At 60.8% G+C, this 11,567-nt stretch carries 7 protein-coding genes and 1 pseudogene; 3 read left to right on the plus strand and 5 right to left on the minus strand.

Annotation, left to right across the window (positions count from 1 at the left end):
• From EN984_RS07320 to EN984_RS07330, 3 genes are all read left to right on the plus strand, one after another.
• The coding region (locus tag EN984_RS07320) for a CDGSH iron-sulfur domain-containing protein (RefSeq protein ID WP_206517410.1) at positions 1 to 371 on the plus strand (371 nt) is incomplete at its 5' end.
• Between the two features lie 249 nt (positions 372 to 620).
• Complete coding sequence (locus EN984_RS07325) at positions 621 to 2,663, plus strand: hydantoinase/oxoprolinase family protein (protein WP_127269773.1); 2,043 nt, start codon at positions 621 to 623, stop codon at positions 2,661 to 2,663.
• Positions 2,664 to 2,761: 98 nt separating this feature from the next.
• Positions 2,762 to 4,930: a malate synthase G gene (locus tag EN984_RS07330; protein WP_127269223.1), complete on the plus strand. Its 2,169-nt coding sequence runs from the start codon at positions 2,762 to 2,764 to the stop codon at positions 4,928 to 4,930.
• A gap of 59 nt (positions 4,931 to 4,989) precedes the next feature.
• On the opposite strand, the gene EN984_RS07335 is transcribed toward EN984_RS07330, so the two are convergent.
• From EN984_RS07335 to EN984_RS39480, 5 genes and pseudogenes are all read right to left on the minus strand, one after another.
• Positions 4,990 to 5,529: a J domain-containing protein gene (locus tag EN984_RS07335; protein WP_127269222.1), complete on the minus strand. Its 540-nt coding sequence runs from the start codon at positions 5,527 to 5,529 to the stop codon at positions 4,990 to 4,992.
• 270 nt (positions 5,530 to 5,799) lie between these two features.
• A complete protein-coding gene (locus EN984_RS07340) occupies positions 5,800 to 7,332 on the minus strand; it encodes a YifB family Mg chelatase-like AAA ATPase (RefSeq protein WP_127269776.1) in 1,533 nt (510 codons plus the stop codon).
• 259 nt (positions 7,333 to 7,591) lie between these two features.
• Complete coding sequence (locus EN984_RS07345; RefSeq protein WP_127269651.1) at positions 7,592 to 7,774, minus strand: glutathione binding-like protein; 183 nt, start codon at positions 7,772 to 7,774, stop codon at positions 7,592 to 7,594.
• 170 nt (positions 7,775 to 7,944) lie between these two features.
• A complete protein-coding gene (locus EN984_RS07350) occupies positions 7,945 to 11,007 on the minus strand; it encodes an SIR2 family protein (RefSeq protein ID WP_164751138.1) in 3,063 nt (1,020 codons plus the stop codon).
• Positions 11,008 to 11,439: 432 nt separating this feature from the next.
• Positions 11,440 to 11,567, minus strand: a pseudogene (locus tag EN984_RS39480) (ATP-binding protein); the annotation flags it as partial.

The raw sequence follows: 11,567 nt of genomic DNA on the forward strand, positions 1-11,567 counted from the left end.
GGGAAACCGGCCCGCTGGCGGTACACGCCGAGATCGTGCTCGACGGCGAGACTTCTTATCGTGCCACGCTCTGCCGCTGCGGCGCTTCGGAGAACAAGCCGTTCTGCGACGGCAGCCACAACAAATCCGGTTTTGCCGCCACCGGCGAGCCGCCGCTGAAGGACACGCTGGCGCTCGAAGCGAGGAACGGTCCGCTGAAAGTGACGCCGACCACCAATGGCCCGCTCAAGCTTGAGGGCAATCTCGAGATCGTCACCGGAACCGGCCATACGGTCGATCGTACGCAACGCGCCTTCCTCTGCCGCTGCGGCCATTCCGCCAACAAACCGTTCTGCGATGGGACGCACAAGAAGGTGGGGTTTGTGGGGTAGCTGCGATCTCCCTCCTTGAGGGGGAGATGGCCGGCAGGCCAGAGGGGGTCGTCTCGCGTAGAGCGCTGGCTTCCTCTTTCGCCTCGTATGAAGTCGCATCCAGTCTTGCCGACCCCCTCTGTCGCCTTTGGCGACATCTCCCCCTCGAGGGGGGAGATTACCCGTGGCCCAGCGCTCGCGGCTTTATCGCCCGCTCCGTATCGGCTAAGGGCAGGGACAAATAAATTGCCACCCGGACCGCCGCCAAAAATGACCGCCAAGACCAAGCCAAAGCCGCTGTTCCTCGGGATCGACACCGGCGGCACCTATACCGATGCCGTGTTGTGGTCTGAAACGGAAGGCCCGCAAGAAGGCCCGAACAAGGGCAAGGTGCTGGCCAAGGCCAAGGCGCTGACCACAAGGCATGATCTTGCCGTCGGCATTTCCGGCGCCGTCGATGCGGTGCTGCAGAAAGCCGGAACCGATCCGGCTCATATCAAGCTGGTGTCGATGTCGACGACGCTTGCCACCAACGCGCTTGTCGAGGGCCAGGGCGGCCGCGTCGCGCTGGTGATGATCGGCTTTTCCGAGGGCGACCTCGCCCGCGACGGGCTGAAGGCCGCGCTCGGCACCGATCCGGTGGTGTTTTGTCCGGGCGGCCACGACGTGCACGGCAATGCCGCCAGGCTCGATCTGTCCGGACTGGAAGCGGCGTTGCCGGAACTCGGCGCCTCGGTGTCCGGCTTTGCCGTCTGCGCCTATTTTGCCACCCGCAATCCGGCGCATGAGATCGCCGCCCGCGAGTTGATCCGCGAAAAGACAGGCCTGCCGGTCACATCGAGCCACGAGCTGTCGGCCAAGCTCGGCGGTCCGCGCCGGGCGCTGACCACTTTGCTCAACGCCAGGCTGATCTCGATGATCGACCGCCTGGTGGCGGCAACCGAAGGTTTTCTTGGAGAACGCAACATCGCGGCACCGCTGATGGTGGTGCGCGGCGATGGCGCGCTGGTTTCGGCCGCTTTTGCCCGCCAGCGGCCGATCGAGACCATCCTGTCCGGCCCGGCCGCCAGCCTGGTCGGCGCCCGCCACATGACCGGGCTCGACAATGCTGTGGTCTCCGACATCGGCGGCACCACAACCGACGTCGCCGTGCTCGACGGCGGCCGTCCCAGGCTCGACCCGGAAGGCGCCACCGTCGGCGGCTTCCGCACCATGGTCGAGGCTGTCGCCATGCGCACCTTCGGCCTCGGCGGCGATTCCGAAGTGACGCTGGAGGACGGCGTGCTCAACCCGAAGATCCTGCTCGGGCCGCGCCGCCTGGTGCCGCTGGCGCTGGCCGGCATGGCGCACGGTACAGCTGTCACCTCCGAACTCGAACGCCAGCTGCGGGCGCCCAATCCCGGCCGCATGGACGGCCGCTTCGCGGTGCGCACCGGCGTGCCGGACCGGCTCGCCGCAGGCCTGACCGGCGCCGAAGCCAAGCTCTACGAGCTGATTGGTGCCGTGCCGCTCGCCGTCGACAGGCTTTTGACCTCGAACGCGCAGAACGCGACGCTGAACCGGCTGGTGTCGCGCGGGCTGGTGCATGTCGCCGGCTTCACCCCGTCGGACGCTGCCCACGTGCTCGGCAAGCAGGCGAACTGGGATCCCATCGCCGCGCGCCTCGGCGCCGAACTGTTCGCCCGCAAGCGTGACGGCCGTGGCCAGAACATCGCAGCTTCGCCGGAAGCGATTTCGGAACGGGTGCTGGTGACGCTGACGCGCTGGTCGGCCGAGTATATCCTCGAGACCGCCTTTGCCGAGGATGGGCTCGATGGCGCGTCGACGGTGGCGCATGCCTTGGTGCAGCGCGCGGTCGACGCCCATCCCGGGATTGCCCGCCTGAGCGTTGCGCTCGACCGCCCGGTCATCGGCCTCGGCGCCTCGGCGCCGCTGCACTATGCCGGGCTGCCGCCGCTGATCGGCAATGACTGCGTGGTGCCCAGGGATACCGATGTCGCCAACGCGCTCGGCGCCGTCGTCGGCCAGGTCAGGGTTTCGGCCGAGGCGCGGGTCAGCCAGCCCATGGAAGGGCTGTTTCGTCTCGCCTCGGGCGAGACCGTGCGCGATTTCCTCGACGAGGCGACAGCGATCGCGGCGGCCGAGGCCGATGTCCGCGCCATCGTCGCGGAGCGCGCTATGGAGGCCGGCACCGACAGCGCCGAGATCGACGTCGCCACCGAATTCCGCGTCTCGACCGTCGAAGCCCAGCGCATGTTCATCGAGGCGCATGTGGTGGCGGTGGCCTCGGGAAGGCCAAGGATTGCGGTTTGAGCGGGGCGGCGAAATACGCCACCTTCACCCTAAGCTGAATTGACCCGGCAAACCTGACATGCCAAAGGCCCGCAAAGCCTTTCATCTGGAGTAGCCTGATGACCGACCGCATCGAGATCGCCGGATTGCGGATTGCCCGCGAGCTGCATGAGTTCGTGGCCAGGGAAGCGCTGCCGGGCACGGGCGTCGAAGCGGACGCCTTCTGGAACGGTTTTTCGGCCATCATCCATGATTTGGCGCCGAAGAACCGGGCGCTGCTGGCAAAGCGCGACGCCATCCAGGAACAGATAGACGGCTGGTATCGCGAGCATGGCGCGCCGGTCGACATGGAGGCCTACAAGGGCTTCCTGAAAGAAATCGGCTATCTCGTTCCCGAAGGCCCGGCCTTCAGCGTATCGACCGACAATGTCGACCCCGAAATTGCTGATGTTGCCGGACCGCAGCTGGTCGTGCCGGTGATGAATGCGCGCTATGCGCTCAACGCCGCCAATGCGCGCTGGGGTTCGCTCTACGACGCGCTCTACGGCACCGATGCCATCCCCGAAACGGATGGCGCCGAAAAGGGCAAGGGCTTCAATCCGGCGCGTGGCGCCAAGGTCGTTGCCTGGACGAAGACCTTTCTCGACGAGGCTGCCCCGCTCACCCTAGGCAAATGGGCCGGCGTCAATGGTCTGTCGCTGGCGCAAGGTGCCTTGCGGCTGAGCGCCGGCGCCGGCTCGACGACGCTGGCCGACCCCAGGCAATTCGTCGGCTACCGTGGCGACGCGGCCAATCCCGATGCGGTGCTGCTGGTGCGCAACGGCCTGCACATCGAGATCGCGATCGACCGCAACAACCAGATCGGCCGCACCGATCCGGCTGGCATCGCCGATGTCATCCTGGAATCGGCGCTGACCACCATCCAGGACTGCGAGGATTCGGTCGCGGCGGTGGATGCGCCAGACAAGGTCGTCATCTACCGCAACTGGCTCGGCCTGATGAAGGGCGATTTGGCGGAAGAGATCACCAAGGGCGGCAAGAGCTTTGTCCGCAAGCTCAATCCTGACCGCTCCTACACCGCGCCCGCCGGCGGCACGCTGACCGTGCCCGGCCGCTCGCTGATGCTGGTCAGGAATGTCGGCCACCTCATGACCAACCCGGCGATACTGGATCGCGACGGCAACGAGGTTCCGGAAGGCATCATGGATGCGGCGATGACGGCGCTGATCGCGCTGCACGATGTAGGGCCGAACGGCCGCCGCGCCAATTCCCGCGCGGGCTCGATGTATGTCGTGAAACCCAAGATGCATGGGCCCGACGAAGTCGCTTTCGCCGTCGAGATCTTCGACCGCGTCGAAGCGCTGCTCGGTATGGCCAGGAATACCATCAAGATGGGCATTATGGATGAGGAGCGGCGCACCACCGTCAACCTCAAGGAGGCGATCCGCGCCGCAAAAGCGCGCGTCGTGTTCATCAACACCGGCTTCCTCGACCGCACCGGCGACGAGATCCACACCTCGATGGAAGCCGGCCCGATGATCCGCAAGGGCGACATGAAGCAGGCCGCCTGGATTTCCGCCTACGAGGCGTGGAATGTCGACATCGGGCTGGAATGCGGCTTGGCCGGCCACGCCCAGATCGGTAAGGGCATGTGGGCGATGCCGGATTTGATGGCGGCGATGCTGGAACAGAAGATTGCCCACCCCAAGGCCGGCGCAAACACTGCCTGGGTGCCGTCGCCAACGGCGGCGACGCTGCATGCCACGCACTATCACAAGGTCGACGTCCACGCCGTGCAGGCGGCGCTGAAGAACCAGCCCAAGGCGAAGCTCGACGACATCCTGTCGGTGCCCGTGGCCGTGCGGCCGAACTGGTCGCCCGAAGACGTCCAGAAGGAACTCGACAACAACGCGCAGGGCATTCTTGGCTATGTCGTCCGCTGGATCGACCAGGGCGTCGGCTGCTCGAAAGTGCCTGACATCAACGATGTCGGCCTGATGGAAGACCGCGCCACATTGCGTATTTCCTCACAGCACATCGCCAACTGGCTGCACCACGGTGTGTGCAGCGAGGACCAGGTGATGGCGACGATGAAGCGCATGGCTGACATCGTCGACCGCCAGAACGAGGGCGACCCGCTTTACCAGCCGATGGCGGCCGATTTCGCCAAGTCGATCGCCTTCCAGGCCGCTTGTGACCTGGTCTTCAAGGGCCGCGTCCAGCCCAATGGCTACACCGAGCCGGTGCTGCACGCGCGGCGGCTGGAACTGAAGGCGCAGCAGAGCTGAATAGGCCAGTGTCGTGTATGGGCGGCGGGTTTTCGGCCTGCTTTCTCCGGGGTGAGGCGTCAGGGAGCTGTATGGTCCAGGAGCCGGATGGTGGGATCGCGACGGTGTTCGGAGTTGACCCGATCGACGCCTTCCACCGTAATCGCGATCGTCCCGTTTTCCACTCTTGCTATCCAGGCCTTCGCTTTCAGATACCAGAGATGAAATTCGAGATGCTCTCGCGGACAGCCTGATAAGCGTTCGAGCTCCACATCTCCGATCCCGGGATTGCTGACGTCGTGCCGGCGCTTCGCGTAAAGCAGCGACAGCAGCCTGGCCTGGATCACGACGTCACGCTCGATGCCTTTGGTGTTGCTGGCTTCCTCGGTCAATTCACGGCGAAGGCCGGCATGGTCCCTGTACGCGATGTCGTATTGTGCGCGTTTGACCGGATCCTTGAGCGTATTGTGGGCTTCCACGATTTCACTGAAACGGGCTTCATCGCCGGTTTCGCGATTGTCTGGATGATAGCGCATCGCAAAATAGCGAAATATGCGCTCCAGCGTTTCCGAATTGGCGTTCGGGCTAACTTCCAAAACTTCGTAGTAGTCAATGAACATAGCGGGCTCCCCGGCCACACCATATTCGCATTGTCTAAATAAGGAATGTCAATGCGGAGGCCAGGACCTTGGTCCGACGCCGATGACATCCACGCTTTCTGGAAGAGGAAGAAAATGGCCGGCGTCCGGTCGGTGGGGGCCGTTGGGTGGTGAGGACGCCGGCCAAGCGGACAATCAGGTCCGCCGCACCGTGGAGATGATCGATTCGCGGAGGCCGGGTTATGGCGTGATCGCGGAAGGCAATGTGGCGAGGTCGGCTTGTCGGCGGACCTACGCCGCCTGCGCCATCCGCTCCGAGCTCATGCGGTAGGAGATCGCTTCGGCCAGATGGATTCGGCCGACGGTTTCGCTGGCGTCGAGATCGGCGAGCGTCCGCGCCACCTTCAGCACGCGATGATAGGCCCGCGCCGAAAAGGCGAGCTTTTCGCTGGCGTCCTTGAGCAGCGACAGGCCGGCGGCGTCCGGCATGGCGATCTCGTCGATGACCGAGGGCGCGCAATGCGCGTTGGTGGTGGCGCGGGTGGCGCCGAGCCGCTCGAAACGTTCGCGTTGGATGGTGCGGGCGCGTGCCACACGCAGCGCCACATCGGCACTTTTCTCCGCCCGGTCGGGCCGGATCAGGTCGCTGGCCGAGACCGCCGGCACTTCGATCCTGAGATCGATGCGGTCGAGCAGCGGACCCGAAATGCGCGCCTGATAGTCGGTACGGCAACGCTCGCCGCGCAGGCAGCGATAGCCCGGCTCGCCGGCCATGCCGCAGCGGCACGGGTTCATCGCCGCCACCAGCTGGATACGCGCCGGATAGGTGACGCGATGATTGGCTCGCGCTATCATGCAGTCGCCGGTCTCCAACGGCTGGCGCAACGCATCAAGCGTCTGCGGCGTGAACTCGGGAAACTCATCGAGGAACAGCACGCCGTGATGGGCCAGCGACACCTCGCCCGGCCGCGCGCGGATACCGCCGCCGACCATCGCCGCCATCGAGGCCGAGTGGTGCGGCGCCCGGAACGGCCGCCGGTCGGTCAGCTTACCTTCGCCGAGCTCTCCTGCCACCGAGGCGATCATCGAGACTTCGAGCAATTCCTTCGGCGCCAGCGGCGGCAGGATCGACGGCAGCCGCTGCGCCAGCATCGATTTGCCGGATCCCGGGGGTCCGATCATGAGCAGATTATGCCCACCGGCGGCGGCCACTTCCAGCGCCCGCTTGGCGGTCTCCTGGCCCTTGATGTCGGCGAGGTCAGGCAAATCCAGAGCGGCGGCATGAATGCCGGGCTCGGGGCGCGACAGCACCTGCGTGCCGCGAAAATGATTGGCGATGGCGATCAGACTGCGCGGCGCCAGAATGTCGAATTCCCGACCAGCCCAGGCCGCTTCCGGCCCGCATGCGAACGGGCAGATCAGGCCCTTGCCCTCGGCATTGGCGGCGATCGCCGCCGGCAAGGAGCCGGCGACCGCGGCAATCGTGCCGTCGAGCGACAATTCTCCAAGCACGACATAGCCGGCCAGCATGTCGCCCGGAATGGCGCCAAGGGCAGCCATCAGGCCAAGCGCGATCGGCAGGTCGTAGTGGCTGCCTTCCTTCGGCAGGTCGGCCGGCGCCAGATTGACCGTGACTTTCTTCGACGGCATCGACAGGCCGGAAGCATGCAGTGCGGCCTGCACCCGCTCGCGGCTTTCGGCCACCGCCTTGTCGCCCAGGCCGACGATGTGCATGTTGACCTTGCCGGGCGCGATCATCACCTGCACGTCGACCGGCACGGCCTCGATGCCCTGAAAAGCGACCGTGCGAACCCGCGCCACCATTTCTATGCCCCCGGATATGCTGCGTGCCTAAGCCTACACGGCTAGGCGGCCAACGACATCGCCCAACACAAACATAGATTTCTGGGATAATCAAGAACAATACAGGAACAAAACCACCGCAGCTATAAATGCTATTCCGATCAACCTGAAACGCAGGTTGATCTCCGACCAGACATTGCGCCCTGCCACAGATTGCCACGGACTTGTCGCCCGCTGCAAAATGCACCGTCTAGCCGTCGCAGGATGGATCGACGTAACATCATGTTGTCGGAAAACTGCCGGCAGCCATGACCATGGGTATCCAAAGTACGTCCGTCATTAAGATATCGGCGGCGGAAAACTGTCCATCGACAAGCCACTCACGATGCGCCAGCGCAGCCTCGACTTGTTTCAAGCGCTGGAGCATCCAAGATTCGAGGAGGTTATTCTTGTCATTGGACATGCCAACGAACCACTATGGGCCCGTGGTCATGTCAATCGAATTGATTGCGGCAGCCACGTCCAAGGGCATTTTGGGCTGAGCTCGCCGTTGACCGATTGCTCTGAATTAAGCCTAGCCTTCTTCGCGCTCGTGGTCGGGTTCTATACAGCTCCGAACTGCCCCGAAGGCAGTCACAACGTTACGCTCGGGCGCCTCACTCTCATCGAACCTTCTCTCGACTTCCCAGCGAGGAGTGACGTCATCAGATTGGCCACGTCAGAACGATCCTTCATTTGCTCTAGCAATGACCCTAGTTTGCTATCATCGACAACGCCACGGGCGTAATAGCTCAAAACGAGCGCGCCATGCCACAAGCTGCGATCGCGACCGTCTACGCGGTCTGACTCTAGTATACCGACGATGCGCTCTTTCTGATCGGCATCAAACTGCGGCTTCCAATACGCCCGCGGAAACCCGACCACCCTTCCCAAAAAGAAGCCGGCAAGACTCGCTATAGAGCCGTCTAAGAAGTATAAGTTAGCAACAAGTTCCAAAGTACCTACCTTTGGTCTGATTGTTGTCTCACGATCGTGTAGAAGGGCTCTGGCCCAAAGCGCTGCCTCCGTATTATCGGAATCTTTGGACAAAATATATTGCTCTACCAAGGTTGCTGTGTCGTTGTCGGACCAGATATTTAGCGTCTCATGTGTCGAACTCCATATATCTCCCGAAATAGCAAGAAAATTTCTGCGGATTTCTTCGCTGTGGGTGCCTTTTTGAAGGCAATCCATCACTTCTCGATGGGCATCAGCCGCAACTGCATGCCGATTGTGTAGCCGCATAGCTGCGATAACCGCGTAAGTATTCCTCAGCCACAGCGACTCGGGTTGGAAGCCTTGTGTGTACAGTTGCCAAGCTTTCTCCTCAAACTCGATACCATACGGTCCTATTGCCAGAGTTCTCCACAGATCGGAATCATCCCGGCAACCTTTGGCGAGGAGTGCAAGAACTTCCAAACTTTTACTGAGGGTATCGGGGGACGCTTCGGCTTCTTCCGCAAGGCTCGTTAATAGTAGCTGGACTGCATTTTCTAATTTAATAGGCCCCATATCATCGTCGGAGCGAATCCTGTTGGCGATGGCCTTTTGAGCCAGTGTGTTCAATCTCACCAACAGCGGCTCTGCTTGCTTGCGAGCAAGGACTGCAGCCATAGGTACGACTTCTTTCCATTCCTCCCCTTCGAGATAGCGATTCAAAGGGGTCAGCGGTGTGTCTCTGCTCGTGTAACCCCTATAGTGGCCCTCAACTGCGGCAACTGCGGCTAGATATTCCTGGAATGTCAAATGTCGAAACTGATAAAATGGGACCGTTTTGTGCCCGTCTTTCTGAAGCCCGGCTTCAACGAGGAGACTGGACCTCAGCTCAACGCGCTTAACGAAGTCGTGCGGCGTGTCCCTTGCGTATCTCGTGATTTGGGGCACGTACTTCCGCGCGGCTTCTAATAACTTGATGAGTTCATGTTCTGTGGCCGTTTGCTTGCCCTGCTTATGTAGCTCAAACGCGACGTAGGCGAGTTGCGGAACTGCTTCCTTGACGTTGAGCGCCTCGTGACCCTTGATATTCCAAGTATCGAGGAGAACCTCCACCGCCCTGTCATACAAGCTCACTCTGTCGGGCGGGAGTCGTCCTGCTCCGTGCTTGACAACCAACAACATAGTCAGAAGCAGCGGGTTTTCCGCTAGTCTGCGCAAAGCACTGGATTGCATGATCCTAGCAGTTGTTTCGGCGGCCTCGGCCAAGGCTTCTGGTTTGTCGCCAGCCATGAGCTTGTGCCAATAATCGCAAAGTAATGCTATAGCCTCTTCGCTAAGGGGCGCCACGCGCCAGCGTTGGCAGAACCGCGCAAGCGTAGGAGCAATGAGTGCAAAGCCTGCTTCTCTGCTGGTTACGACAAGTCGGATCTTCGGATAGTCTTCTAGGAAACGCTCAAGGTGTTCGACAAAGGTAGTCCTATGGGCATCAACGTGGATTTCGTCTAAGCCATCTACCAATAATATAATATTTCCCCGACGAAGCATCGGAACAATGGCATCCCAGAAGTTGGACAAGTTCGTTTGCCCGGTGATCTGTGATAACTCGTTAAGAATTGTTGGGATTGGTTTTTGGATGTGGTCTCTCCACTCTCGACAGCGAATCATCACCGGAAAAAGCGTCACATCGGGCAGTTGGTCTCTGCTCAGCTTTCGTCGTTTCGGTTCGGCGTAAGCAACAGCCAAACGTTTCAGGAGCAGTGTCTTGCCGCCCCCTGGAAATGCCAAGAGCGCAATTCGCCTATTATCTCTGAACGCTTCACCAAACGTTTTGCCTCGCCCATCAGACTCCTGCCACTCAGATAGCTTTTGTTCTCGCTTGGGGTCGGTCAGCGGAAATTCAGGTGGAATAGGCACCACGTCCAACGGAACAAATAAGCGTTCGAGATCAAACTTCCGCTGTGCGGTGTCCATATCGGCACGCACCCCCTCTATCGTCATTTGACCGCAGTCACGAATGAGGAAGGTGCGATAGGCATCAAGGCATTGCGCTTCGTCAATTAGAGAACTTGAGGTGCGCTTGGGTTTCCTCTTTGCAGCCTGAACGTCGGCGACGATTTCCAAGAGTTTGGCTGGCAGATCGGCATGGTTAGGGTACGAGATAGGGTCGACGAACCCCTGCCAAGCTTGATCCTTCTTGCGCGGGCCGTAGTCCTTCTCTGTAACGAATGCATAGTGGAGCGGTGGGGCACCACCAATGTTCGTGCGGCACCAATTTATTAGCGCACTAAAGTTTGGGTCGGAAAAAGTGTCGCCACATCCAACAAAAAGAAGCTGACCGAATGAAGACAAAGATCGCTGGATGAGGGATCGCACTTCGCTAGTTAGTGTTGCGGTATAGTCGCGAATACCAAGAATGCAGGAACCGGGAACGTCCCATTTGCCATGAAGATGCAAAATGCCTGGATGATCTCGCTGCATCCAACTAACTACCTGCGAGGTGTCAGATAGTGTAATTCCTGGAAGGTCAGTCGCCTGTTCAAGTAACGTGTCGTAATTTAGCGTAGCCAACGGTATATTTGCGTCTCTGAGTGAGCGGATAGCTTCAGCCATCTTGCCGGTACCGCATTTCTCTCCAAAAAATAACTCTTGTAGCCAGCGTTCATACAAAAGCTTATCCGCACCTTGAAGCTTTTGAGTAACAAATTCGGCGGCTGCCAACATGTCATCGATGTCATCGGAGCCGAGGGTCCGGGCCCAACGCCGTTCTTGATCCTGGGTGATGCGGCCTCGTGCGCGTGCATATGACAAGCCCGTCTCGATCAGGCCTCGCCAACTGTGATGTGGAGCTTCAGCGGCCGCTAGGGCGCGACTGACGCCCGTACCCATGATAGCTACCAGTTTCCCTTTGTTCGCCGCCTCTTTAAGTACAGCTAACCCAGTCTTTGACATTCTTCCCCCAAATTCAGAACGGGAACACAAAAGAGGCGGCACTAGTTCTTGAGCAATACACAGGTCGCCTATGACTTGGATAGTGGCAACACTGGCGATCGCGGGGGATCAATCGCAAACCACTCGCTGTGGGCACTAGACCCTTTGACGTTTTGACGGAAGCGTACCCGACATTTGCCAAGTAGTTTTTGCATTCGGCTGCCTCGCGGCCTGCACCCGCTCGCGACTTTCGGCCACCGCCTTGTCGCCCAGGCCGACGATGTGCATGTTGACCTTGCCGGGCGCGATCATCACCTGCACGTCGACCGGCACGGCCTCGATGCCCTGAAAAG

Source organism: Mesorhizobium sp. M7A.F.Ca.CA.004.12.1.1, from assembly GCF_003997835.1.
Lineage (GTDB): Bacteria > Pseudomonadota > Alphaproteobacteria > Rhizobiales > Rhizobiaceae > Mesorhizobium.

Excerpts from the sequence above, each read along its gene's own strand:
- EN984_RS07350 (WP_164751138.1), bottom strand. The coding sequence starts at position 11,007 with ATGTTGGCAGCCGCCGAATTTGTTACTCAAAAGCTTCAAGGTGCGGAT.
- EN984_RS07345 (WP_127269651.1), bottom strand. The coding sequence starts at position 7,774 with ATGTCCAATGACAAGAATAACCTCCTCGAATCTTGGATGCTCCAGCGC.
- EN984_RS07330 (WP_127269223.1), top strand. The coding sequence starts at position 2,762 with ATGACCGACCGCATCGAGATCGCCGGATTGCGGATTGCCCGCGAGCTG.
- EN984_RS07340 (WP_127269776.1), bottom strand. The coding sequence starts at position 7,332 with ATGGTGGCGCGGGTTCGCACGGTCGCTTTTCAGGGCATCGAGGCCGTG.
- EN984_RS07335 (WP_127269222.1), bottom strand. The coding sequence starts at position 5,529 with ATGTTCATTGACTACTACGAAGTTTTGGAAGTTAGCCCGAACGCCAAT.
- EN984_RS07325 (WP_127269773.1), top strand. The coding sequence starts at position 621 with ATGACCGCCAAGACCAAGCCAAAGCCGCTGTTCCTCGGGATCGACACC.